Raw genomic sequence first — 23,376 nt, 5'->3', positions numbered from 1 at the left:
GCCCCGAGGGCGCCGGACCGGTGCCTACGATAGATGCCATGCCTTCGATCACCGTTTCCGATGCCAGTGTGACCTCCGTCGACACGGACGTCCTGGTCCTCCCCCTGCTCCGCGGCGCCGACGGCGCTCCGTCCGTCGTGCCCGGTGAGGACGCCGTCACCGCGGCCATCGCCGCCCTCTCCCCCTCCGCCGGCCGCGGCGAGATCCATCGCCTCCCCGCCGGCGACCTGACCTCCGCGGGCAGCCTGCTGCTCGTCGGTCTCGGCGCCGAGGAGCTCGCGGACGTCTCCGACCAGGACGTGCGTCTCGCCTACGGCGCGGCCGCCCGGTCCCTCGCGGGCGTCGGCTCCGCCGCGATCGCGCTCCCGGGCGCCACGGGCGAGCAGCTCGCCGCCGCCCTCGAGGGCGCGGCGCTCGGCGCCTACGCCTTCATCGCCCACAAGTCCGAGGCCGCGGGCGCCAAGCCTGCCCTCGGTGCGATCTCCGTGCTCGGTGACCTCGCCCCGGCCGCCGTCGAGCGGGCGGAGATCCTCGCGGACGCCGTCGCCGCCGTGCGCGACCTGGTGAACACCCCGCCGAACCTGCTGTACCCGGCGGCCTTCGCCGAGCGCGCCCAGGAGCTCGCCGCGGATCTCCCGCTCACCGTGACCGTGCTGGACGAGGAGGAGCTCGTCGCGGGCGGCTACGGCGGCATCGTCGGCGTGGGTCAGGGCTCGGCCCGGCCGCCGCGCCTGGTGAAGGTCGAGTACGCCCCCGCGGGCGCGGTCTCCTCGGTCGCCCTCGTCGGGAAGGGGATCACCTTCGACACGGGCGGCATCTCGCTCAAGCCGCCGGCCGGCATGGAGGAGATGACCTCGGACATGGCCGGCGCCGCGACCGTGCTCGGCGCGACCCTCGCCGCCGCGCGACTGGGCCTCCCCGTCGCCGTGACGACCTACCTCGCCCTGGCCGAGAACATGCCCGGCGGCGGCGCCCAGCGTCCCGGGGACGTCGTCACGATGCGCAACGGCCGCACGGTCGAGGTGCTCAACACCGACGCCGAGGGCCGCATGGTCATGGCCGACGCCCTCGTCGACGCCGCGGCCGGCGAGCCCGACCTCGTCATGGACGTGGCGACGCTCACGGGTGCGGCCGTCGTCGCGCTCGGCCAGCGCACCGCCGCGGTGATGGGCACGGAGTCCGCGCGCGACGAGGTGCTCGCCGCCTCCGCCGCCACCGGTGAGCCCTTCTGGCCCCTGCCCTTCCCCGAGGAGCTGCGCCCCGCGCTGGACGGCCTCGTCGCGGACCTGCGCAACATGGGTGCCGGCCGCTGGGGCGGCGCCCTCACCGCGGGCGTGTTCCTCCAGGAGTTCGTGGGCGACGTCCCGTGGGCCCACCTCGACATCGCCGGCCCCGCCTACGCGGACGCGCCGTTCGGCTACATGGGCAAGGGCGCGACGGGCATGAGCATGCGCACCGTGCTCTCCGTGCTCGAGCAGCGCGCCGGCCGCGCCTGAGCCGACCGGCCGACGCGCCGTGGGGGCCGGACCGACCGTCGGGTCCGGCCCCCACGGCGCGGACGCCGCTCAGGTCACTCCCGACGAGGCCCCGACTGGGCCTCATGAGCCCCTGACGTGGCCTAGCATGGACCCCGCAAGCGGCAGCGTCGGCCACGGGGCCGGCAGCCGTGCCGCATGATCCCCCTACGCACCGAGGAGCACACAGGTGGCGGATACAACCACTGACCAGTACGACGTCGTGATCCTGGGCGGTGGCAGCGGCGGGTACGCGACCGCTCTGCGCGGCGCCCAGCTCGGCCTCAGCATCGCCCTCGTCGAGAAGGACAAGGTCGGCGGCACCTGCCTGCACCGCGGCTGCGTCCCCACGAAGGCCCTCCTGCACGTCGGCGAGATCGCCGGCGCCCCCGCCGAGGGCTCCGCCCTGGGCCTGGACATCACCCTGAACGCGGTGGACTACTCGAAGGTCCTGGGCTTCAAGGACAAGATCATCGGCCGCCTGTACAAGGGTCTCCAGGGCCTCGTGAAGTCCGCGAAGGTCGAGTACGTCGAGGGCTACGGCAAGCTCACCGGCAAGAACACCGTCACCGTCGAGACCGAGGGCGGCACCCGCACCCTCACCGGCAAGAACGTCGTGCTCGCCTCCGGGTCGTTCTCCAAGACGCTCCCCGGCCTCGAGCTGGGCGGCCGCATCATCGACTCCGAGGCCGCGCTGCAGCTCACGGACATGCCGAAGAACCCCATCATCCTGGGCGGCGGCGTCATCGGCGTCGAGTTCGCCTCGGTGTGGAAGTCGCTCGGCGCCGAGTCCGTCACGATCATCGAGGGCCTGCCCCACCTGGTCGCCAATGAGGACGAGTCGCTCTCCAAGGCGCTCGAGCGCGCTTACAAGAAGCGCGGGATCGCCTTCTCGCTCGGCATCTTCTTCGAGAAGGCCGAGCAGACCGCCGACGGTGTGAAGGTCACCCTCGCCGACGGCACCGTCTACGAGGGCGACTACCTCCTCGTCGCCGTGGGCCGCGGCCCGAACACGAAGGACCTCGGCTACGAGGAGCAGGGCATCGAGATGGACCGCGGCTTCGTGCTCGCGGACAAGCAGACCCTCGAGACGAACGTCCCCGGCATCCACGCCGTCGGCGACATCGTCCCCGGCCTCCAGCTCGCCCACCGCGGCTTCGCCCAGGGCATCTTCGTCGCGGAGCGGATCGCCGGTCTGAACCCCGCACCGATAGTCGAGTCCGGCATCGAGCGCATCACCTACTGCGAGCCGGAGCTCGGCTCCGTGGGCCTCACCGAGAAGCAGGCCAAGGAGCAGTTCGGCGAGGAGGGCGTGCAGTCCTACGAGTACAACCTCGGCGGCAACGGCAAGTCCCAGATCCTCAACACCACCGGCTTCATCAAGCTCGTGCGCGAGAAGGACGGCCCGATCGTCGGCGTCCACATGATCGGCACGCGCGTCTCGGAGCTCATGGGTGAGGCCCTGCTCATGGTGAACTGGGAGGCCTACCCGGAGGACGTCGCCTCGCTGATCCACGGCCACCCCTCGCAGCACGAGGCCATGGGCGAGGCCGCCCTCGCACTCGCCGGCAAGCCCCTCCACGCCCACGCCTGAGCCTGACGACTTCCGAAGGAGACACCTGATGTCCGAAACCGTCAAGATGCCCGCACTGGGCGAGTCCGTCACCGAGGGCACGGTCACCCGCTGGCTGAAGAGCGTCGGCGACACCGTCGAGGTCGACGAGCCCCTGCTCGAGGTCTCGACCGACAAGGTCGACACCGAGATCCCCTCCCCCGTCGCCGGCACCATCGAGCAGATCCTGGTGCAGGAGGACGAGGATGCCGAGGTCGGCGCCGATCTCGTCGTGATCGGGGACGGCTCCGGCTCCGGCGCCGCCGATTCCGGCGACTCCGGTGCCGAGGCCCCGGCGGAGGTGGCTCCCGCGGAGGAGCCCGCCGCCGAGCCCGCCCAGGGCGAGGACCTCGCGTCCGACGAGACCGCCGCCCCCTCGACCGACACCCCCGCCTCCGAGGAGAAGCCGGCCGCCGGCGGCTCCGGTGAGGGCCAGGAGGTGACGATGCCCGCGCTCGGCGAGTCCGTCACCGAGGGCACGGTCACCCGCTGGCTGAAGAGCGTCGGCGACACCGTCGAGGTCGACGAGCCCCTGCTCGAGGTCTCGACCGACAAGGTCGACACCGAGATCCCCTCGCCCGTCGCCGGCACCGTGATCGAGATCCGCGTCCAGGAGGACGAGGACGCCGAGGTCGGCGCCGTGCTCGCGATCGTCGGCGACTCCTCCGGCTCCGCCCCCGCGGCGGCCCCGGCCGCCCCGGCGCCCGAGGCGAAGGCCGAGGAGAAGGCTCCGGAGCCCGCGGCCGAGGAGAAGCCGGCCCCGGCCCCTGCTCCGAAGGAGGCCCCGGCTCCCGCACCGGAGAAGGCCCCCGCCGCTCCGGCGGCGCCCGCCGCTCCCGCCCCGCAGGCCGATGCCTCGGTCTCCGGCGCGGAGTCCTCCGGCTACGTGACCCCGCTCGTGCGGAAGATGGCGGCCGAGGCCGGCATCGACCTCTCGTCGGTCGCCGGCACCGGTCTCGGCGGCCGCATCCGCAAGCAGGACGTGCAGAAGGCGATCGACGCGCAGGCGCAGCAGCAGGCGGCCCCGGCCGCCTCGGCTCCCGCCGGCGCCCCCGCCGCCGCTGCCGCTGCTCCGGTCGAGGTCTCCCCGCTGCGCGGCACCGAGGAGAAGATGACCCGTATCCGCAAGGTCACCGCCAAGCGGATGATGGAGTCGCTGCACTCCATGGCCCAGCTGACCACCGCGGTCGAGGTCGACATGACCCGCGTCGCGAAGCTTCGCGGCCGTGCCAAGGACTCCTTCGCCCAGCGCGAGGGCGCCAAGCTCACCTTCCTGCCGTTCATCATGCAGGCGGCGGTCGAGGCGCTGAAGACCTACCCGAAGCTCAACGCCACGATCGACGGCGAGACGATCCGCTACGGCGCGTCGGAGAACATCGGCATGGCGGCGGACACCGAGCGCGGCCTCGTGGTCCCCGTCATCAAGAACTCCGGGGACCTGAACCTGGCGGGCCTCGCCCGGCAGATCGGTGACCTGGGCGCCCGGGCGAAGGCCAACAAGCTCACCCCGGACGATCTCCAGGGTGCGACCTTCACGATCACGAACACCGGTTCGGGCGGCGCCCTCTGGGACACCCCGATCGTCCCGGATCCGCAGGTCGGCATCCTGGGCTGCGGCACCATCGTGAAGCGCCCGGCGGTCGTGCAGAACGCGGAGGGGGACGACTCCATCGCGATCCGCTCGATGATGTACCTGTTCCTCTCCTACGACCACCGCCTGGTGGACGGCGGCGACGCCGCCCGCTTCCTCACCCACATGAAGAAGCGGCTCGAGGAGGGCGCGTTCGAGTCCGATCTCGGCCTCTGAGCCCGATCGACGCCCGGCCCGCTCCCCCGCGGGCCTGAGCGAGCACCGGTGGCCCGGCATCCTGCCCAGGATGCCGGGCCACCTGCTTTCCTACGCGGCCTCGGTGGAGGCGATGCGCCAGCGGGTGCCGGTCCACTGGAGGTGCAGCACGACGGCCGACGGCGCCGTCGCCGCGACGGCGCGCACCGTGCCGTCCTGCTCCTGCACCTCGTGGGCGGGGGTCGAGGTCACCACGCGCAGCGATGCCGTCCCGGGGCCGTCCTCGACCGCGAGCAGCTCCGCGTCCTCGACGACCGGCTCCCCGCCGCGCACCTCGCTGCCGGCGTAGGCGGCGCGCAGCGCGTCGTCCTCCGCCGCGGCGTCGCTGCCCGGGACGGCGACCGAGGTGCCCGAGGCCCCGATGACATAGGAGTGGCGCGCCGCGCCCAGCTCCGTGGCGAGCGCGAGGGCGTCGGTGATCTCGGCCGCGGCCGGCGCCTGGGCGGCAGGGGCGTCGGCGATGACCTCGCCCGCGGTGCCGGACCCGGCGAACCGTGCCCCCACGACGGCGCATCCGCCGATCAGGACGGCTCCGACCAGCACTGCGGCGAGGAGGGTCCGGGGGCGTCGTCGGGCCGTCCGACGGAGCCGGTCCACGGTGCGACGGGACAGGCCGGCGCGGGATCGCGCTCGTGTGCGGTGCTCCCCGCCGGCGGCACGGGGTGCCGGCAGCGGGAGGGCGGCCCCCGGGACGGGGCCGGGCCATGGCGGGAACGCCGCCGGTTCGATCCCCGGTGCGGTCTCCGGTGCCGGGACCTCGGGCGGCGCCTCCTGGTCGTGGTCCGCCGCAGGTCCCGCATCGCCGTCGTCTCCGATGTCTCCGGTGGTCCTCCCGCCCTCGAGGTCCGTCCAGCTCCGCGAGGGGGCGCGGCGTCGGAGCGTCCGGTCGCCGTCCTCGAGCACCGAGTCCGCCCAGAGCCGGTCGAGCTGCCGGTCGCCGATGCTCCCCGAACGCCGGAGCCCGTCGAGCCGGATCGGGGCGACGCCCCCGGAGGCGCGTCGGCCGAGGCCCGTGCCCGGCGCCGCCCCGAGGACCCATCCGCGTTCGTGGAGAGCGGCGAGCAGCGCGTCGAGATCCTCCCGCGCCGCCGCCAGCGCCTCGCGCTCCCCGGTGTGCGGGGCGCCGTCGGGGTCGCTGCGGCGCCCGGTCCCGGCGCGCACCGGCGCGAGGAGCTCACGCAGGTAGCCCTCCTCCTCGACGGCGAGCACGGCCGGCGCCGCGCGTACCCCGGCCATCTCGAGCTCGGCGAGCAGCTGCATCTCCTCGCGCACCCGGAGCTCCCCCGCAGCGGTGAGCGGTCGCACGCGCACGCCCTGCCGGCCGTCCTCGAGCAGCGTCTCCTCCCGATCCTCCTGCGTCGTGAGGGGGCGGGGAGCGCGTGCTCCGTCGCCGCGTCGGCGTCCGTGCCCCCGTACCCCGGCCTCGTGCCCCGCCGGGGTCGGTGCGGGGGCGGCGTCGTCCGATGGCTGCATGGCGGCAGTGTCGTCCACGGTGCGTGTCCGGCCCGCTGGTCGTCCACAGTGCGCAGGTCGTGGCCGGAGTATGGTGGCCGGGTGCTCGACGTGATCCGCCTCGGCCTCAGCGACCCCCGGCCCGGGGAGGACCGCCATGAGGAGTTCGACCTTCCCCCCGGTCCCCTCGAGTACCGGGCCGCGTGGGATCTGCAGCGCAGGATCCATGCCGAGGTCGTCGCCGGCGAGCGGCCGAACACCTTCCTGCTCCTCGAGCACCAGCCCGTCTACACGGCCGGGAAGCTCACGGCGGAGGCCGAGCGGCCGCAGGACGGCGCACCGGTCGTCGACATCGACCGCGGCGGCAAGATCACCTGGCACGGTCCCCAGCAGCTCGTCGGCTACCCCATCGTCACGCTGGCCGCCCCGATCGACGTGGTGGGCTTCGTCCGCGCCCTCGAGCACGCGATCATCGACGTGTGCGATGAGATCGGACTCCCCACGTGCCCGGTCGAGGGCCGCAGCGGGGTCTGGGTAGTGCGCGACGGCGAGGAGGACCGCAAGGTCTGCGCGATCGGCATGCGCGTCTCCAAGCGCACCACGATGCACGGCTTCGCCCTGAACTGCGCGAACGATCTCTCGTGGGCGCAGAACGTCATCCCCTGCGGCATCGACGACGCGGGCGTGACGAGCATCAGCCGGGAGCTGGGGCGCCGCGTGCCCGTCTCCGCGGTGATCGACGTCGCGGAGGAGCGGCTGCGCGAGCTCGTGGCGGAGCGCACTGCCCCGCGAGCGCGCTGAGCCGCCGCCCGCCCTCCATGCTCGATAGACTGCCGTGACAGTCGACTCCGAGGAGGCACGAGGGTGACCATCGCTCCCGAAGGACGGCGCCTGCTGCGCGTCGAGAAGCGCAACGCCGAGGTCCCGATCGAGCGCAAGCCCGAATGGATCAAGACCCGTGCCGTGATGGGCCCCGAGTACAGCGCCATGAAGAAGCGCGTGCACGGGCAGGGTCTGCACACCGTCTGCGAGGAGGCAGGCTGTCCCAACATCTTCGAGTGCTGGGAGGATCGCGAGGCGACCTTCCTCATCGGCGGTGACACCTGCACCCGCCGCTGCGACTTCTGCGACATCGCCACCGGCAAGCCGATGGCCGTGGATCCGATGGAGCCGTTCAAGGTCGCGCAGTCCGTCAAGGAGATGGGCCTGCGCTACTCCACGATCACGGGCGTGGCCCGCGACGACCTGCCCGACGGCGCCGCCGGGCTCTTCGCGCAGACCTGCCGCCAGATCCACGCGATGAACCCCGGCACCGGCGTCGAGCTCCTCATCGACGACATCAAGGGCAACGGCGAGGCGCTCGCCCAGGTCTTCGAGTCCCGCCCCGAGGTGTTCGCCCACAACCTGGAGACGGTCCCGCGGATCTTCAAGCAGATCCGCCCCGCCTTCCGCTACGACCGCTCCCTCTCGGTGATCCGCCTCGCCAAGGACAACGGCATGATCACCAAGTCGAACCTCATCCTGGGGATGGGCGAGACCACCGAGGAGATCGTCGACTCCCTCCAGCAGCTGCACGACGCGGGCTGCGACATCATCACCATCACCCAGTACCTGCGACCGTCGAAGCTGCACCACCCCATCGACCGCTGGGTCAAGCCCGAGGAGTTCCTCGAGCTGTCCCGTGCGGCCGAGGAGATGGGCTTCCTCGGCGTCATGGCTGGTCCGATGGTCCGCTCCTCCTACCGTGCCGGCAAGCTCTGGGCACAGGCCATGCGCAAGCTCGGCCGTGAGATCCCGGAGAACCTGCGGCACCTGGACGTGGACCAGCCGGCACGTCAGGAGGCGGCGAGCGTCGTCGCCCGCCAGCAGCAGGTCGCAGCGGGCTGACGCCCGACCACCGAGAGGACCGAGTACCACCATGGCCCGCAAGAGCGAGTCCACCGCGCCCCGGGGCGCCGCCGCCGAGAAGCCGAAGAAGGAGCCCGGCCGGCTCAAGCAGATGCTCGAGGTGTTCAAGTACACCCAGAGCGTCGACAAGGCCACTGCGCCGCTGATGATCGGGGCGATCGTGCTCTCGATCGTCGTGTTCGTGCTGCTGAGCTGGCTGGTGTTCAACAGCCCCTGGTACGGCGTGTTCCTGGGTCTGGCCGTGGGCGTCCTGCTCGCGATGATCATCCTCGCCCGTCGTGCGGAGCGCGCCGCCTTCGAGCGGATCAAGGACCAGCCCGGTGCCGCTCTCGCGGCCATGCAGTCGATCCGTCGCGGCTGGAACGTCTCCGAGGAGCCGGTGCAGATCGATCCGCGCAGCCAGAAGATGCTCTTCCGCGCCTCCGGGCGCCCGGGCATCGTGATCGTCGCCGAGGACGCCTCGAACCTGTCGCTGAAGCTCATCGAGAAGGAGCGCCGGGCGATCGGGCGGGTGCTGCCCCACGACGAGGTGCCCATCCACCAGATCGTCGTGGGCGACGGTGAGGGCCAGGTGCCGCTGCACAAGCTGCCCTCGCACATGACGCGTCTGAAGAGGACGCTCACGAAGGACGAGGCGGCGCAGGTGACCAAGCGTCTCGCGGCTCTCCAGCGCTCGATCCGCCAGGCCGTGCCGAAGGGCGTCGACCCGATGCGCGCACGCCCCAACCGCAAGGCGATGCGCGGCCGCTGAGCCTCGGATCGTCTCAGCATCCGGAACCCCGTCGGCGTCTGCCGGCGGGGTTCCGTGCTGTCCGATGGCCGTCCGGCGACGCCGGAGGGCCCGACGATGGACACCCGTGAGACGGCGTTACCTATTCGTTATCGTCGTTATCGGAACGTTATCTTCGTGGATGCGCAGGTCAGAGCGCACATTCACGGCTTCTGGGAACACCGGTCGAGGCGCCGTCGGCAGCGCGACGGCGGGACGCCGGGACGGTCGAGGAGGCGAAGCCGACGGCTGTCCGTGCGCAGCGGCGGCGTCCAGCGGGCGGTCAACGGCCTCGCGTCACGGGATCCGCGCCGGCGGTGGCGGTGCGTGCGCGGGGGCTCAGGCGCGCACGACGGCGGTCCCGGCGACCGCGTCGTGGAGGGGCTGCCGGTCGCGGTTCCAGATGACCGCGGGCAGGACGAGCAGCAGCAGGAGCGCGCGGATCAGCGCGCGCAGCACCATCGGCGAGCGGCCGCTCACCGGGGTCACCCGCAGGCGCAGCAGGAACTGCCCGGGCGTCGCACCGAAGACCGTGATGAGCAGGACGTTCATCGTCGCGAAGAGGACGAGGGTCGCCACGGACTCGTCGTCGAACACGAGGGCGGAGACGACCGAGGCGAGCGCCCAGTCGACGAGCAGCGTGGCGAAGCGGCGGCCTGCCGGGGCGACCGCGCCGGGGCCGTCGGCCGGCAGGCCCCAGGTCGACCCGGGGACGTGCCCGGCCTCGCTCGGGGCGCCGTCCATCCAGCTGCCCAGGTCCTTGCGCTCGATCACGCGCCCAGCCTAGCCGTGGGCGCGGAGCGGTCCCTGGGACCCGCCCCGTTCCCGCGCGAGAGCGGGTCCGGGGCGCCGCGACCGGTCCGCGGGAGCGCAGGGCGACCGTCATCCCCACGGTCTACGCTGGGCGCACCCGCGAACGGCGCTCATGCTCGGGCGCCGGGACGTCCGGGGGCACGAGATGGCCCCGGGGTGAGACAGCACAAGACGCACCGCCCGGTGCGGATGGAGGAGATGTGTTCAACAATCCCAGCGAGGTCGTGAAGTTCATCGAGGAGGAGGGCGTCGAGTTCATCGACATCCGCTTCTGCGACCTTCCCGGCGTCATGCAGCACTTCAACCTGCCGGCCAGCTCCTTCGACGAGGAGGCCATGGAGACGGGGCAGCTGTTCGACGGCTCCTCCATCCGCGGTTTCCAGGCGATCCACGAGTCCGACATGAAGCTCGTCCCGGATCTGGACACGGCGTACCTGGACCCGTTCCGTGAGCGCAAGACGCTCATCATCAACTTCTCGATCGTGGATCCGTTCACGGACGAGCCCTACTCCCGCGACCCGCGCACCGTCGCCTCCAAGGCGCAGGAGTACCTCACCTCGACCGGCATCGCGGACACCGCGTTCTTCGCCGCCGAGGCCGAGTTCTACATCTTCGACGACGTCCGCTTCAAGACCGGCATCAACTCCGGCTTCTACGCGATCGACTCCGACGAGGCCTCGTGGAACACGGACCGCGACGAGTCCGAGTTCGGCGGCAACCAGGGCTACAAGACCCGCGTCAAGGGCGGCTACTTCCCCGTCCCGCCGAACGACCAGATGGCCGATCTGCGCGACGAGATCTGCGCGATCCTCGGCGACACCGGCCTCGAGGTCGAGCGTGCGCACCACGAGGTGGGCACCGCCGGCCAGCAGGAGATCAACTACCGCTTCAACACGCTGCTCAACGCGGCGGACGACGTCATGAAGTTCAAGTACGTCGTGAAGAACACAGTGTGGGACGCAGGCAAGACCGCGACCTTCATGCCGAAGCCCCTCTTCGGCGACAACGGCTCGGGCATGCACACCCACCAGTCGCTCTGGAAGGACGGCGAGCCGCTGTTCTTCGACGAGCGCGGCTACGGCGGCCTCTCCGACCTCGCCCGCTGGTACATCGGCGGCCTGATCGAGCACGCCCCCTCGCTGACGGCCTTCACCAACCCCACGGTGAACTCCTTCAAGCGCCTCGTGCCGGGCTTCGAGGCCCCGGTCAACATGGTCTACTCGGCCCGCAACCGCTCCGCCGCGATCCGCATCCCGGTCACCGGCTCCTCCCCGAAGGCCAAGCGCATCGAGTTCCGTGCGCCCGACCCCTCGGCGAACCCCTACCTGTCCTTCGCGGCGCAGCTCATGGCCGGCATCGACGGCATCCGCAACCGCATCGAGCCGCCCGAGCCGATCGACAAGGACCTCTACGAGCTGCCCCCCGAGGAGCACCAGCTCATCAAGCAGCTCCCGGCGTCCCTCGGCGAGGCGCTCGACGCGCTCGAGGCGGACCACGACTACCTCACCGAGGGCGACGTGTTCCCCGAGGACCTCATCTCGACCTGGATCGAGCTCAAGCGCACCACGGAGATCGATCCGTTCCGCTTCCGCCCGCACCCCCACGAGTTCGAGCTGTACTACGACATCTGAGCCGATCTCGGTGTCCTGACGGGCCCCGGTCCTGCATCCGTGCAGGGTCGGGGCCCGTCCCCCGTTCCGGGGGCCTAACCATCGGCTCGCACCGGTCGCGTTCCCGGGGGCCCCGGGGCCCCGCGGATAGGCTCGCACCATGTCCCACCCGCGCCACGAGCCCGTCGCCTCGACCCCGGAACCCGTCCCCCCGGCCGTGCCGGCGCAGGACCTGACGGTGGACCTGGTGGGCACGCCCTTCGCCGCGGCGCTGCGCTGGGCGGTGCACGCGCTGGTCTACCTGCTGATCGCGCTCGCGGCGGGCCTCGCGCTCGCCCCGCTTTCGACCTCGGCGGATCTCCTGCTCGTCGCCCTGCTGGTGGTGCTGGCCTCCGTGTACTCGATCGGTGCGCGCCGGGCGCTGCGCCACTCCCCCTCGCCCCACGGGAGCTGGTGGGCGCTCGGCTACCTCGCCCCCACGGTCCTGGTCTGGGCGGTGACGCTCGTCCTCGACCCGGGCACCGTGTGGATCGCCTTCGGGCTCGACTTCGCCGTGCTGTACGCCCTGCCCACCGTGGGCGGCGTGGTCGCGCTGATCGTCGTGACCGCCCTCGCCGTCCTCGGCTACGGCGGGCGGGACGGCAGCCCGAGCGCCGGGGAGATCGTCGGTCCCGTGGTGGGGGCCCTCGTCGCCCTCGCCGTCGTGCTCACGGTGCGCGCCCTCCAGCACGAGGTGGACCGGCGTACCCGCCTCGCCCGGGAGCTCGCCGAGGCCCGGGACCTCATCGCCGAGCAGACCCGCACCGCCGCGACCGCCGCGGAGCGGGACCGCATCGCCCGCGAGCTGCACGACACCGTCGCGCAGTCCTCGTTGTCCATCCAGCTCCTGCTCGATGCGGCCGACGGCGCGCTGCACCGCGAGGACGCTGGGGAGGTCGGCCGCCTGCTCGCCGAGGCCCGTGCCGCGGCCCGACGCACCTCGGTGCAGACCAGGCGCTTCGTGGACGACGCGGAGCCCGAGCTGCCCACTCCCGCCGCCCTCCACACGGAGCTCGAGCGGATCGTCGCGCGCGGCGCGGCGGAGGGCGACCTGGACCTCCGGCTCCGGGACGAGCTGCTCACCGACCCGGCGTGCCCGATGCTCCCCCGCAGCCTCTCGCGCGCCCTCGCCCGGCTCACCGAGAACCTCGTCGCGAACGTGGTGCGGCATGCCGATGCCCGGCAGGCCGTCGTGACCGTTTCCCTGCAGGGGAACGCGGTGCTGCTCGACGTCGTCGATCACGGCCGCGGATTCGACCTCGCGGCGGAGGGGTTCGGGCTGCGCTCAGCCCGCGCCCGCGCCGCCTCGGTGGGTGGGACGCTGCTCGTGGAGTCCGCTCCCGGCGAGGGCACCGCCGTCCAGGTCTCGCTCCCGCTCCCGGAGGACACCCCGATCCCCGGTGCCCCCACCGGCCCCGCCGACCCCCAGGAGGCCCGATGACCTGCCGTGTGCTGCTCGCCGACGACCATGCGATCGTGCGCCGCGGCCTGCTCGCGGTGCTCGCCGCGGAGGACGGCATCGAGGTGGTGGGCGAGGCGGGGACCGCGGAGGCCGCCCTCGACCTCGCCCGGCGGGTCTCCCCCGACGTCGTCCTGCTCGACCTGCAGTTCGGCGCCGGCACCCGCGGCACCGCCGTGATCGGCCCGCTGCGTGCGCTCGACCCGCCGCCGGCGGTGCTGGTCCTCACGACCTACGACAACGACCAGGACGTGCTCGCGGCGATGGACGCCGGCGCCGCGGGCTACCTCCTGAAGGACTCCCCGGCGGAGGAGCTCGCGGCGGCCGTGCGCCGCGCCGGGCGGGGCGCCGGGTCGCCCGGTGCCGCATCCGCGTCAGATGCCGTCGGGGCGCAGCTGGACCCGCGGATCGCGCGCCGGCTCCGGGACCGGGACTCGCCGACGGCGCTGAGCGCACGTGAGCTCGAGGTGCTCGCCCTCGTCGCCGCCGGGCGCAGCAACTCCGCGATCGCGAGCGAGCTGTTCCTGTCCCAGGCGACGGTGAAGACGCACCTGGTGCACGTCTTCGACAAGCTCGCCGTCACGAGCCGCACGGAGGCCGTCGCCGCGGCCCGGGAGCGGGGGATGCTGCGCCCGGAGCACTGAGCCCGGCGGCTCAACCCAGGTCGTCCAGGCCGCCCTTGGCGCGCAGCAGCGACAGCAGCAGCTCCTTCGGCGATCCCGCCGCGGGGAGGGCGCAGTCCTCGGGGACGAACGACCAGGCGGCGCGCAGCGCGCGGAACACCTCGAACTCGGCGTCCCCGGTGCGCAATGGCACCGCGGCGAAGCCGCCGCCTTCGGGCAGGTGGATGACGAAGGCGCCCATGAGCTCGGGCATGTCCCGGACGGTGCCGTCGTCGTCGAGCAGGTGCTCGGCGCGGGTGACCGCGACGCCCTGCAGCGCGTAGTCGCCGCGCACCTTCTTCGAGGTCTTGATGTCGGCGCTGAGCACGGTGTTGCCGATCCTCACGATCGCATCGGTCGTGCCCGCGTAGCCCACGGTGTGGTTGACGACGGTCTGCTCGACCTCGACGAACTCCGGCTGGTAGGCCTCGAGGAAGGCGCCGTACCCGTCGAGGCGCTCGTCCGCGCGGGTGAGCAGCGTGTCGAGGTCCTTCTCCGTGGCGAAGGCGCCGCTCGCGGAGCGCATCTCGGCGACGATCTCCCCCACCTGCGCCCGCGCCGGGCGCGCGCCGTCACGACCCCAGATCTCGCAGGCCGCGTGCACGAGCGTGCCGAAGTCCGCCGCGCCGCGGGTGTGCTCCTCGGCGGCGGCGGCGATCTTCTTCTGCGAGCCCCAGCGATCACGGGTCACCCGGGAGATCTCCGCCCCGGCCCGGTCGGGGTTCCGGGCGAGCCAGCTGTACATCTCGAGCGCCCGCTTGGAGGCCATCGTGGCGTACCAGCCCTGGAGGTGGTCCTTCGCGCGCATCCCGGAGACCGTCGTGATCGAGGGATAGACGAGCGGGCCGTCCGGCTCGAGGCGGTACATGCGTCCGCGCGGGGAGTCGGCGCTCAGTCGGGGCGTGGTCATGGCACCTCAGGGTGGTGGAGGGACGGATCGAGGGTGGGGGGCGGCGATGCCGGAGGGAGGAACGGTGGCGGGAGCCCGGCCCAGGCTACGCCGGGCCCGGCCTGCGGTGCGGGAGGCCGTCCCGTGCGCACCGGGGCGACGTGGCGCGCCCCTCAGCGGTCGGACATCCCCGAGCTGTCGCCGAAGAGGATCTCCTCCGCGATCGTCCGGGAGCGGCGGGTGAGCCGCAGGTACCGCTCCTCGAGGTCCGCGGCGGAGTCCTCCTCGCCGTCCACCAGCCGGGCGAGGGCGCGGAGGTCCCAGCGGTCCGTCGGCAGCAGGTCCCCCTCGCGTCCCTTCCACAGGAACAGGCAGCGGCGGATCTGCCAGCACAGCGCCCAGGCGTCCGTGAGCTCGCGGACCTCGCGGGCATCGAGCAGCTCCGCCTCCGCCGCGGCCTCGAGGGTCGCGAGGGTGGACGGCGTGCGCAGCTCCTCGTGGTCGTGGGCGTGCTCGAGGGCGACGAGCTGGGCGCACCACTCGACGTCCGTCATCGCTCCCCTGCCGAGCTTCACGTGGCGGGCCGGATCGGCGCCGCGGGGCAGCCGCTCCGACTCGATCCGCGCCTTCATGCGCGTGATCTCCCGCCGGGCATCGCGATCGAGGCCGCCGGCCGGATAGCGGTGGCGGTCCATCTCCGTGGTGATCTCCTCGGCGAGGGACTGCGAGGCGACGACGGGCCGCGCGCGGAGCAGCGCCTGCTTCTCCCAGGTGAGGGCGTCACGTCGGTAGTAGTCGACCCATGCGGGCAGCGTGCGGGCGAGCAGGCCGTTGCGTCCCTCGGGGCGGAGGTCCGCGCTGACCCTCATGTCGGTCCCGGAGGCGGGGGCGTTGAGGATGTGCTGGACCTGCGTCGCGACGGCCACGCCGATCTCCCCGCTTGCCGCGCCGGCGCCGCGGTCCAGGACCAGGAACTGGACGTCCGCATCCGAGGAGTAGCCCATCTCCCGGGCGCCGAAGCTGCCCATCGCGATGATCGCCATCTCGATGCCGAGGGCGCGGGCCGGGTCGGAGCGGCGCTCCCGCAGCTGCGGCGCGGTGTGCTCGTCCACGGCGTCGACCTCGGGCAGCGGCACCGAGTCGACGGCCACGACCTTCCGCTCCCGCGCGACGGCGTGGTAGGCGACGAGCAGCCCGGCCTCGAGCACCGCCTCCGCGAGATCGGTGAGCGCGTGCGCCACCTCGCGCGGGGCGGCGAGGCCGGTGAGGTGGGCGAGCGCGATGCGGAGCAGCTCGCGGTTGCGGGTGCGTCGCAGCACGTCCCGTGCCGCCTCGACGGTCTCGACGCGGCGGATGACGGCGAGGAACTCGCGGCTCAGGTGCTCCCGGCCGAGCGGGCGGAGGTCCTCGTCGCGGGACAGCCAGCGCACGGCGCCGGGGATCTGCTCGAGCTGCTCCCCCACGAAGCGGCTCGTGGAGAGCACCGCGGTGAGACGGCGGGCGGCGGTGCCGGAGTCCCGCAGGAGCCCCAGGTACCAGTGCTCGGAGCCGATGACGTCGGAGAGCCGCCGGAACATGAGCAGGCCGAGGTCCGGGTCCGTGCCCTCGGAGAACCATTCGAGCAGCGCGGGCAGGAGCTGGCGCTGGATGGCGGCGCGGCGCGAGAGCCCGTCCGTGAGGGCCTTGATGTGGGTCAGGGCGCGTGCCCCGTCCCGGTAGCCGATCGCGGAGAGCCGCACCGCGGCGCCCTCCGGGCTCAGCGCGATCTGATCGTCGGAGAGCTTCGCGGAGGTGACGAGCAGCGGTCGGTAGTAGATCTCCTCGTGGAGCTGCCGCACGCGCCGACGGGTGCGCTGGTAGCGGCGTCGGAACTCCTCGGGGCCCAGCCGCAGCGAGCGGGCGAGACGGCGCAGGTCCCCCTCGGCCGTCGGCAGGACCTGAATGCGGCGCATGCGGTGCAGCTGCAGCCGGTGCTCGGTGGCGCGCAGGAAGCGATAGGCCTCGTCCATCTCCTCGACCTGGGAGCGGGCGATGTAGCCGCCCTCCCCCAGCCGCGCGAGCGCCTCGAGGGTCGTGCGGGCGTGGAGCTGCTCGTCGGTGCGGCCGTGGACCATCTGCAGCAGCTGGACGGTGAACTCGACGTCGCGCAGTCCGCCCGGACCGAGCTTGAGGTTCCTGTCCGCCTCGCCGGCCTTGATGTGCGCGATCACCCGGCGGCGCATGGCGCGGGTGTCCTCGACGAAGCCGTCGCGGGTCGAGGCCTTCCAGATCCAGGGCTCGACCATCGCCTCGAAGTCGCGGCCCAGCTCCCGGTCGCCGGCCGCGGCGCGCGCCTTCAGCAGCGCCTGGAACTCCCACGACTTCGCCCAGGTCGTGTAGTAGCGCCGGAACGAGTCCGGGGTGCGCACGAGCGGGCCGTCCTTGCCCTCGGGGCGGAGGTTCGCGTCGACCTGCCACAGGGAGCCCTCGGCCGTGCGGTCCGAGCAGACCCGCGCGAGCTCGCGCGCGAGGGCGGATCCGCGCGCGACGAGCTCGTCCTCGTCGATGTCCGCGCCGTCGGCCACCGCGACGACGTGCATGACGTCGACGTCGGAGAGGTAGTTGAGCTCCCGGGCGCCCGTCTTCCCCATGGCGATGACGCTCCAGCGCACCGCCTCGTGCCCGTCCACGGCGCCGCGGGCCACGGCGGCCGCGGTCTCGAGGGCCGCGTCGGCAAGGTCGGCGATCGCGGCGGAGACCTGCGGCTGCAGCGGCACCGGCTCCTCGGCGACGACGTCCGCCGCGGCGATCTGCAGCAGGCGCTCGTGATAGGCGACGCGGAGGGCGTCCCGCGCCTCACGGCCGGTGAGCGCGGCGAGGGGGACGTCGGCGGCGGGGTCGGCGCCCACGGCACGCAGCAGGTCCTCGCGCACGGCGTCCCGGGGCCGGGTCAGCCCGTCGTCGCCGCGGCGCAGCACCTCGAGCAGTTCGGGATGGCGGGTGAGCACGTCGCCGAGCGCGACGGAGGTCCCCAGCAGCCGGATCAGCCGATGCCCGGGCTTCCCGGGCGTGGAGACGTCCCCGAGGAACTCCTGGAGCAGGGTCCGGTGCCCCGCCTCGATCGCGGACTCCGCGAGGCGGAGCAGACCGAGGACTGCCTCGTCGCCGTCCGGGGTCGCGCCGAGCGCGGCCGCCGCGCCCTTCTCGAGCCCGGCCAGCGCCGGCTCGGTGAGGAAGCGGCGCACCCGCTCGGTGCTCGTGAAGCCCAGTCGTGCGAGGGCACCGGTGGTGGTGGGCGGCTCGGGGGTCACGGGATGCCCTCCCTCACACGCGCCCGAAGGTCGCGTCGAGCTCGTAGTCCGTGACCTGCTCTCGGTAGCGGGACCACTCGTTGCGCTTGTCGCGCAGGAAGAACTCGAAGACCTGCTCGCCGAGGGTGCGGGCCATGAGCTCGGAGCTCTCGAAGATCTCGAGGGCGCGGAAGAGGTCCGTGGGCAGCGGCTCGATGCCCATCGCCTGGCGCTCGCGCTCGGTGAGGTCCCACACGGCGTCCTCGGAGCCCTCGGGCAGCTCGTACTCCTGCTCGATGCCCTCGAGCCCCGCCGCCAGCAGCACCGCGAAGGCGAGGTACGGGTTGGAGGCGGAGTCCAGGCCCCGGAACTCCACGCGTGAGCTGGTGCCCTTGGTGGGCTTGTGGAAGGGCACCCGCACGAGCGCTGAACGGTTGTTGTGCCCCCAGCAGACGTAGCTCGGGGCCTCCTGCGCGCCCCACAGGCGCTTGTAGGAATTCACCCACTGGTTCGTCACCGCGCAGTACTCCCCCGCGTGACGCAGCAGGCCGGCGATGAACTGCCGGCCCATGCGGGAGAGGCCGTACTCGGCGCCCGGCTCGTGGAAGGCGTTGCGCCCGCCCTGGAAGAGCGAGAGGTGCGTGTGCATGCCGGAGCCGGGGTGCTCGATCATCGGCTTCGGCATGAAGGTCGCCACCTGGTCCATGCCGAGCGCGACCTCCTTGACGACGGTGCGCAGCGTGATGATGTTGTCCGCCGTGGTGAGAGCGTCGGCGTAGCGCAGGTCGATCTCGTTCTGGCCGGGGCCGTTCTCGTGGTGGGAGAACTCCACCTGGATGTTCATGCCCTCGAGGTGCTCGATCGCGGCGCGGCGGAAGTCCTGGCCGTTGCCGCGGTGCACGTGGTCGAAGTAGCCGGCGTGGTCGATCGGCTGGAGAGCGCGGCCGGTCCGGTAGGGCTCCTGGAAGAGGTAGAACTCGATCTCGGGGTGCGTGTAGAAGTCCAGGCCCTTCTGCTCCACGCGGGCGAGCATGTCCTTGAGGACACGGCGCGGGTCCGAGGCGGCGGGCTCGCCGTCCGGCGTGAGCACGTCGCACATCATGCGGGCGGTCGCGTTGCTCGTGCCGCGCCAGGTGAGCAGCTCGAAGGTGCGCGGGTCCGGCCGCAGCAGCATGTCGGACTCGTAGCTGCGGGTGAGCCCCTCGATCGTGGAGCCGTCGATGCCGACGCCCTCGGTGAAGGCGGTCTCGAGATCCGCGGGCGAGATCGCGATGGACTTCAGCGTCCCTACGATGTCGCAGAACCACAGGCGGATGAACCGCACGTCGTGATCGGTGACCCGGCGGATGACGTCGTCCTGCAGCTGATCCATGCCCTTAGTGTGCACGACGCGACCCGCCCCCGGGATGCTGTCCCGGGGGCGGGTCGGGTGTGGGTGGTGTGCGCTGGGCGGGCTCAGCTCGTGGCGGTGGAGGTGTCCACGAGCCAGCTGCCCGCGGAGCCCTTGGACATCGAGATGCCCATGTCCTGGCCGTTGAACGAGATCGCGGCGGTGCCGTCCCCGTTGTCCGCCGCCGTCACCGTCTCGGTGGTGAACAGGCTCGAGTCCTGACCCTCGTACGCCTTCGTCATCGACCCGAACTGCGACTTGCAGGTCTCGAGGTTGCTCGAGGCGAAGGCATCTCCCGTGGTCGGATCCTTGATGAGCCCGCACGCCTTCTCCGAGTCGCCCTCGACGGCCGCGGTGAGGAAGTCGACGAACGCCTGGCTCGCGGCGGTGAGGTCCTCCTCGGACAGCGGGCCGGAGGCCGCGGCGTCGTCACCGGCGTCCTCGCTCGCGGCGCCGCCCTCGTCGGAGGCGCTGTCCTCGGCGGCGGCCGCGTCGTCCCCGGCCTCCTCGGCGGCGCTGGCGGCCTCGGTGGTCTTCTCCTCCGGCGCGGCGGCGTCGTCGGAGCTGCCGCCGCACGCGGCGGCGCCGAGCACCACGGCCAGGCTTCCGAGCGCGACGGCCCCGCGGCGGGCGTTCCTGCGGATCATGGTGGTCATCGGTGTTCCCTGTTCCCCGGAGGGACCCACCTGCTGTGCGTCCCCTGTGAGCGTCAGCCTGCCACAGCCCTGCGGGCGCCCACCATGGGGAGAGGTCCCCACGTCCCGCCCTGCGCGGGCACAATGGGAGCCGTCCGTCACCGACCCGCCCAGGAGACCCCGTGAGCAGCGCCCCGACACCCCCGACCTCCGGCCCGGCCAAGATCCGCCTGCGCCACTTGCTGGACGCGAAGGAGCGCGGTCGCCCGTTCACGATGCTCACCGCGTACGACCAGGTCTCCGCGCAGGTCTTCGAGGCCGCGGGCATCGACGTGCTGCTCGTGGGCGACTCGGTGGGCACCGCCGTGCTCGGGTACGCCTCGACCACGTCGACCACCCACCAGGACATGCTGACCTTCACGGGCGCGGTCGCCCGCAGCGTGCACCGCCCGCTCGTCGTCGCGGACCTCGCCTTCGGCACCTACCAGACCGGCCCCGAGGACGCCGTGCGCCACGGCGTCGAGCTGATCCGGGCGGGCGCCGAGGCCGTGAAGCTCGAGGGCGGCCACGAGATCGTGCCGCAGGTGCGGGCGCTCGTCGCCGCGGGGATCCCCGTCATCGGCCACCTGGGCTTCACGCCGCAGTCCGTGAACGCCCTCTCCGGGCATCGCGTCCAGGGCCGGGAGACCGCCGGGGCCGATCAGCTCGCCGACGACGCCATCGCCCTCCAGGAGGCCGGGGTCTCCGCGATCGTGCTCGAGCTCGTGCCCGCCGCGGTCGCCGCCCGCATCACCGAGGTGGTCGCGGTGCCGACGATCGGGATCGGCGCCGGCCCCGACTGCGACGGCCAGGTGCTCGTGTGGCAGGACATGGCCGGCCTCTCCGGCTTCGAGGGCCGTTTCGTGCGCACCTTCGCGCACCTGCGCGGTCAGCTGCAGACCGCGGCGGAGGAGTACCGCGCCGCGGTCACCTCCCGCGCCTACCCGGGCCCGGAGCACTCCTTCGAGTGACCCCGGGCCGGGAGGGCTGATCCGCGGAGGTCAGTCCTCCGCGTCCCAGGCCGCGTCGTCGCGGTCCCAGGACTCGTTGCGCGCGGCGGCCTTCTCGAGCGCGTGCTGCGCCTCCTCGCGGGAGGCGTAGGGACCCATCAGCTGGCTCCCCGGGGACTGGTGCCCCTCCTCGACCTGCTTCGTGTCCAGGTTGTAGTAGAACGGCGTGGGCTCGCTCACGGTGTGCTCCTTCCCAGAGCTGAGAGGATGGTGCCCATGACTGTAGAGCAGCAATGGATCCGTCCGGAGGGACGCGCGGAGCTGGTGCCCGGCGAGCTCTCCCCCCGGCGCAGCGTGCCCGCGAGCATCGAGCGCCCCGAGTACGTCGGCAAGGACGAGGCGGTCTCCGACTCCGGTCCCTACGTCCAGACGCCCGACGTCATCGCCCGCGTCCGCGAGGCCTCCCGCGTCGCGGCCCTCGCCCTGCAGGCCGCCGGCGAGGCCGCGCGCCCCGGGGTGACGACCGACGCGATCGACGCGGTCGTCCACGAGGTGCTCCTCTCCGAGGGCGCGTATCCCTCGACCCTCGGCTACCTCGGCTTCGAGAAGTCGTGCTGCACGAGCCTCAACGAGGTCATCTGCCACGGCATCCCCGACTCGACGGTCATGGAGGAGGGCGACATCCTCAACGTCGACGTCACCGCCTTCCTGCACGGCGTGCACGGCGACACCAACGCCACCTTCCGGGTGGGCGAGGTCGACCCGCGCGTCGACGGGCTCGTCACCCGCTCCGAGGAGGCGATGATGCGCGGCATCCGCGCCGCGAAGCCCGGCCGCGAGGTCAACGTCATCGGCCGGGTCATCGAGAAGTTCGTGCGCCGCTTCGGCTACGAGTCCGTGCACGACTACACCGGTCACGGCGTGGCGGAGGGCTTCCACAACGGGCTGGTCATCCCCCACTACGACTCGGCGCCCATGTTCGACGACGTCATCGCCGAGGGCATGACGCTCACGGTCGAGCCGATGGTCACGCTCGGCTCGCAGGCGTGGGAGCAGTGGGACGACGGCTGGACCGTCGTCACCCGCGACCGCGGCTTCACCGCGCAGTTCGAGCACACCCTCGTGATCACCGAGGACGGGCCGGAGCTGCTCACGGTCGTCTGAACGGGCCGACGGGCAGGACGGGGTCCGTGCCGCGAGGAGATCTTCGGCATACTGTCCCTCGCGGCCGCCCGTCGGACGGCCCCGGACCCGGCGGACCGGGACGAGGACCCATCGTGAGCTCTGACAAGCAGAAGACGGCCTTCGGCATCGACATCGGCGGCAGCGGCATCAAGGGCGCCCCCGTCGATCTGCGCAAGGGGAAGCTCGCCGCGGACCGCGTGCGCATCCCGACCCCCCAGCCGTCCCTCCCCGATGCCGTCGCGGACACCGTCCGCGACCTCCTGGACTCCTTCGACGTCCCCGCCGGCATGCCGGTGGGCGTCACCTTCCCGGCGGTCATCCAGCACGGGATCGCCCGCACCGCGGCGAACGTGGACGACTCCTGGATCGGCACGGACGCCGACGCCCTGTTCACCGAGCGCACCGGCCACGACGTGTTCGTGGTCAACGACGCGGACGCCGCCGGCATCGCCGAGGCCGAGTTCGGCGCGGCCCGCAAGCAGAAGGGCGTCGTCATCGTGACCACGCTCGGCACCGGCGTGGGCAGCGCGGTGTTCAACGACGGCGAGCTCGTGCCCAACACGGAGCTCGGGCACGTGCTGCTCCACGACATGGACGCCGAGAAGTACATGGCGGACTCCGCCCGGGACCGCGAGGACCTCGACTGGACGACCTGGGCGGCGCGCCTGCAGGAGTACTACGCGCACATCGAGTTCCTCTTCAGCCCCGACCTGTTCGTCGTGGGCGGCGGCGTCTCCAAGCACCACGAGAAGTACCTGCCGCTGTTGGACCTGAAGACCCCGATCGTGCCCGCGAAGCTGCGCAACGAGGCCGGGATCATCGGCGCCGCGGCGCTGGCCCGCAAGGAGGCCAAGCGGGCGAAGAAGGCGGCGTCCTCGGACTGAGGACCGCCCCCGCCGACGAGGAACGGGCCCGGACGCTCTCGCGTCCGGGCCCGTCCATGTCGAGCGGACCAGCCGGCCTGTAAGCCGGGTTCTGTGTTCGACAGTCATCCCTCTCGGATCGCCGTTGCCGACGACCTCCAGCGGTCCACCCGGACGCTCGGGCTGGCACCCTCGAACGCGCCCTGTCCGACCTTGCTCCCGGTGGGGTTTACCGTGCCGGCCTCGTCACCGAGACCGCGGTGGTCTCTTGCACCACCCTTTCACCCTTACCGCCCCGCCCGAGGGCGGGGAGGCGGTCTGCTCTCTGTGGCACTGTCCCGCGGATCACTCCGGGTGGGCGTTACCCACCACCGTGCCAGACGGAGCCCGGACTTTCCTCGGCCCCGCACGAGTGCGGGGACGCGACTGCCCGGCCGACTGGTCCGCCCAGGATCCTACGCCCGCGAGTCCC

19 protein-coding genes and 1 other RNA gene are annotated in these 23,376 nt (G+C 72.6%); 12 read left to right on the top strand and 8 right to left on the bottom strand.

Annotation, left to right across the window (positions count from 1 at the left end; all coding sequences use genetic code 11):
- Positions 1-38 precede the first annotated feature (38 nt).
- The 3 genes from ACYVAP_RS07965 to sucB all read left to right on the top strand — a co-directional run bounded on the left by ACYVAP_RS07965 (position 39) and on the right by sucB (position 4,933).
- A complete protein-coding gene (locus ACYVAP_RS07965) occupies positions 39-1,496 on the top strand; it encodes a leucyl aminopeptidase family protein (RefSeq protein WP_498860247.1) in 1,458 nt (485 codons plus the stop codon).
- A 208-nt stretch (positions 1,497-1,704) separates the two neighbouring features.
- Positions 1,705-3,108: a dihydrolipoyl dehydrogenase gene (gene lpdA / locus ACYVAP_RS07960; RefSeq protein ID WP_498860246.1), complete on the top strand. Its 1,404-nt coding sequence runs from the start codon at positions 1,705-1,707 to the stop codon at positions 3,106-3,108.
- Positions 3,109-3,136: 28 nt separating this feature from the next.
- A complete protein-coding gene (sucB, locus tag ACYVAP_RS07955) occupies positions 3,137-4,933 on the top strand; it encodes a 2-oxo acid dehydrogenase subunit E2 (protein ID WP_498860245.1) in 1,797 nt (598 codons plus the stop codon).
- Positions 4,934-5,023: 90 nt separating this feature from the next.
- Here sucB and ACYVAP_RS07950 read toward each other — a convergent pair whose 3' ends face one another.
- Positions 5,024-6,445 carry a hypothetical protein gene (locus ACYVAP_RS07950; protein ID WP_498860244.1) on the bottom strand — a complete coding sequence of 474 codons (1,422 nt, stop codon included), beginning with the start codon at positions 6,443-6,445 and terminating at the stop codon, positions 5,024-5,026.
- A gap of 81 nt (positions 6,446-6,526) precedes the next feature.
- On the opposite strand from ACYVAP_RS07950, the gene lipB reads away from it, so the two are divergent.
- The 3 genes from lipB (at position 6,527) to ACYVAP_RS07935 (ending at position 9,083) form a co-directional block, all read left to right on the top strand.
- Positions 6,527-7,225 carry a lipoate--protein ligase family protein gene (gene lipB, locus ACYVAP_RS07945; protein ID WP_498860243.1) on the top strand — a complete coding sequence of 233 codons (699 nt, stop codon included), beginning with the start codon at positions 6,527-6,529 and terminating at the stop codon, positions 7,223-7,225.
- A 63-nt stretch (positions 7,226-7,288) separates the two neighbouring features.
- Positions 7,289-8,311 (top strand): lipoyl synthase, encoded by a 1,023-nt coding sequence (gene lipA / locus ACYVAP_RS07940; RefSeq protein WP_259359850.1) that lies wholly within the window; start codon positions 7,289-7,291, stop codon positions 8,309-8,311.
- Between the two features lie 31 nt (positions 8,312-8,342).
- Positions 8,343-9,083 carry a DUF4191 domain-containing protein gene (locus ACYVAP_RS07935; RefSeq protein ID WP_498860242.1) on the top strand — a complete coding sequence of 247 codons (741 nt, stop codon included), beginning with the start codon at positions 8,343-8,345 and terminating at the stop codon, positions 9,081-9,083.
- Between the two features lie 357 nt (positions 9,084-9,440).
- On the opposite strand, the gene ACYVAP_RS07930 is transcribed toward ACYVAP_RS07935, so the two are convergent.
- The gene (locus ACYVAP_RS07930; protein WP_498860241.1) at positions 9,441-9,875 is read right to left on the bottom strand and encodes an RDD family protein; all 435 of its coding nucleotides are present in this window, start codon (positions 9,873-9,875) and stop codon (positions 9,441-9,443) included.
- 239 nt (positions 9,876-10,114) lie between these two features.
- On the opposite strand from ACYVAP_RS07930, the gene glnA reads away from it, so the two are divergent.
- The 3 genes from glnA to ACYVAP_RS07915 all read left to right on the top strand — a co-directional run bounded on the left by glnA (position 10,115) and on the right by ACYVAP_RS07915 (position 13,666).
- Entirely contained in the window at positions 10,115-11,545 is a 1,431-nt protein-coding gene (gene glnA / locus ACYVAP_RS07925) for a type I glutamate--ammonia ligase (protein ID WP_137770742.1), read from the top strand.
- Positions 11,546-11,684: 139 nt separating this feature from the next.
- On the top strand, positions 11,685-13,004 hold the full coding sequence (locus ACYVAP_RS07920; RefSeq protein ID WP_498860240.1) for a sensor histidine kinase: 1,320 nt from the start codon (positions 11,685-11,687) through the stop codon (positions 13,002-13,004).
- Positions 13,001-13,666 (top strand): response regulator, encoded by a 666-nt coding sequence (locus tag ACYVAP_RS07915; RefSeq protein WP_137770740.1) that lies wholly within the window; start codon positions 13,001-13,003, stop codon positions 13,664-13,666. Before ACYVAP_RS07920 ends, ACYVAP_RS07915 begins: the two co-directional genes overlap by 4 nt.
- A gap of 10 nt (positions 13,667-13,676) precedes the next feature.
- On the opposite strand, the gene ACYVAP_RS07910 is transcribed toward ACYVAP_RS07915, so the two are convergent.
- The 4 genes from ACYVAP_RS07910 to ACYVAP_RS07895 form a co-directional block, all read right to left on the bottom strand.
- On the bottom strand, positions 13,677-14,594 hold the full coding sequence (locus ACYVAP_RS07910) for a PD-(D/E)XK nuclease family protein (RefSeq protein WP_498860239.1): 918 nt from the start codon (positions 14,592-14,594) through the stop codon (positions 13,677-13,679).
- Between the two features lie 152 nt (positions 14,595-14,746).
- Positions 14,747-17,863 (bottom strand): bifunctional [glutamine synthetase] adenylyltransferase/[glutamine synthetase]-adenylyl-L-tyrosine phosphorylase, encoded by a 3,117-nt coding sequence (locus ACYVAP_RS07905; RefSeq protein WP_498860238.1) that lies wholly within the window; start codon positions 17,861-17,863, stop codon positions 14,747-14,749.
- A gap of 13 nt (positions 17,864-17,876) precedes the next feature.
- Entirely contained in the window at positions 17,877-19,214 is a 1,338-nt protein-coding gene (locus ACYVAP_RS07900; protein ID WP_137770737.1) for a glutamine synthetase family protein, read from the bottom strand.
- Positions 19,215-19,297: 83 nt separating this feature from the next.
- On the bottom strand, positions 19,298-19,888 hold the full coding sequence (locus tag ACYVAP_RS07895) for a hypothetical protein (RefSeq protein ID WP_498860237.1): 591 nt from the start codon (positions 19,886-19,888) through the stop codon (positions 19,298-19,300).
- 161 nt (positions 19,889-20,049) lie between these two features.
- Here ACYVAP_RS07895 and panB point away from each other — a divergent pair, with 161 nt between their 5' ends.
- Entirely contained in the window at positions 20,050-20,877 is an 828-nt protein-coding gene (gene panB, locus ACYVAP_RS07890) for a 3-methyl-2-oxobutanoate hydroxymethyltransferase (RefSeq protein WP_498860236.1), read from the top strand.
- 30 nt (positions 20,878-20,907) lie between these two features.
- Here the strand turns inward: panB and ACYVAP_RS07885 are convergent, their stop codons facing one another.
- Positions 20,908-21,096, bottom strand: coding sequence for an SPOR domain-containing protein (locus ACYVAP_RS07885; RefSeq protein ID WP_137770735.1), 189 nt, complete (start codon positions 21,094-21,096; stop codon positions 20,908-20,910).
- A gap of 36 nt (positions 21,097-21,132) precedes the next feature.
- On the opposite strand from ACYVAP_RS07885, the gene map reads away from it, so the two are divergent.
- On the top strand, positions 21,133-22,020 hold the full coding sequence (gene map / locus ACYVAP_RS07880; protein ID WP_498860235.1) for a M24 family metallopeptidase: 888 nt from the start codon (positions 21,133-21,135) through the stop codon (positions 22,018-22,020).
- A 113-nt stretch (positions 22,021-22,133) separates the two neighbouring features.
- Entirely contained in the window at positions 22,134-22,925 is a 792-nt protein-coding gene (ppgK, locus tag ACYVAP_RS07875; RefSeq protein ID WP_137770733.1) for a polyphosphate--glucose phosphotransferase, read from the top strand.
- A gap of 64 nt (positions 22,926-22,989) precedes the next feature.
- On the opposite strand, the gene rnpB is transcribed toward ppgK, so the two are convergent.
- Positions 22,990-23,346: RNase P RNA component class A (gene rnpB / locus ACYVAP_RS07870), an RNA gene on the bottom strand.
- Positions 23,347-23,376 lie beyond the last annotated feature (30 nt).

This window comes from Brachybacterium horti, from assembly GCF_054777615.1.
Note: the sequence above shows the minus strand (reverse complement) of the source record. Positions and strands in the feature narration are given on the sequence as shown.

Coding starts and splice junctions, on each gene's coding strand:
- map (WP_498860235.1), top strand. CDS start 21,133: ATGACTGTAGAGCAGCAATGGATCCGTCCGGAGGGACGCGCGGAGCTG.
- ACYVAP_RS07950 (WP_498860244.1), bottom strand. CDS start 6,445: ATGCAGCCATCGGACGACGCCGCCCCCGCACCGACCCCGGCGGGGCAC.
- sucB (WP_498860245.1), top strand. CDS start 3,137: ATGTCCGAAACCGTCAAGATGCCCGCACTGGGCGAGTCCGTCACCGAG.
- ACYVAP_RS07920 (WP_498860240.1), top strand. CDS start 11,685: ATGTCCCACCCGCGCCACGAGCCCGTCGCCTCGACCCCGGAACCCGTC.
- ACYVAP_RS07915 (WP_137770740.1), top strand. CDS start 13,001: ATGACCTGCCGTGTGCTGCTCGCCGACGACCATGCGATCGTGCGCCGC.
- ACYVAP_RS07900 (WP_137770737.1), bottom strand. CDS start 19,214: ATGGATCAGCTGCAGGACGACGTCATCCGCCGGGTCACCGATCACGAC.
- ACYVAP_RS07910 (WP_498860239.1), bottom strand. CDS start 14,594: ATGACCACGCCCCGACTGAGCGCCGACTCCCCGCGCGGACGCATGTAC.
- ACYVAP_RS07965 (WP_498860247.1), top strand. CDS start 39: ATGCCTTCGATCACCGTTTCCGATGCCAGTGTGACCTCCGTCGACACG.
- ACYVAP_RS07935 (WP_498860242.1), top strand. CDS start 8,343: ATGGCCCGCAAGAGCGAGTCCACCGCGCCCCGGGGCGCCGCCGCCGAG.
- ACYVAP_RS07895 (WP_498860237.1), bottom strand. CDS start 19,888: ATGACCACCATGATCCGCAGGAACGCCCGCCGCGGGGCCGTCGCGCTC.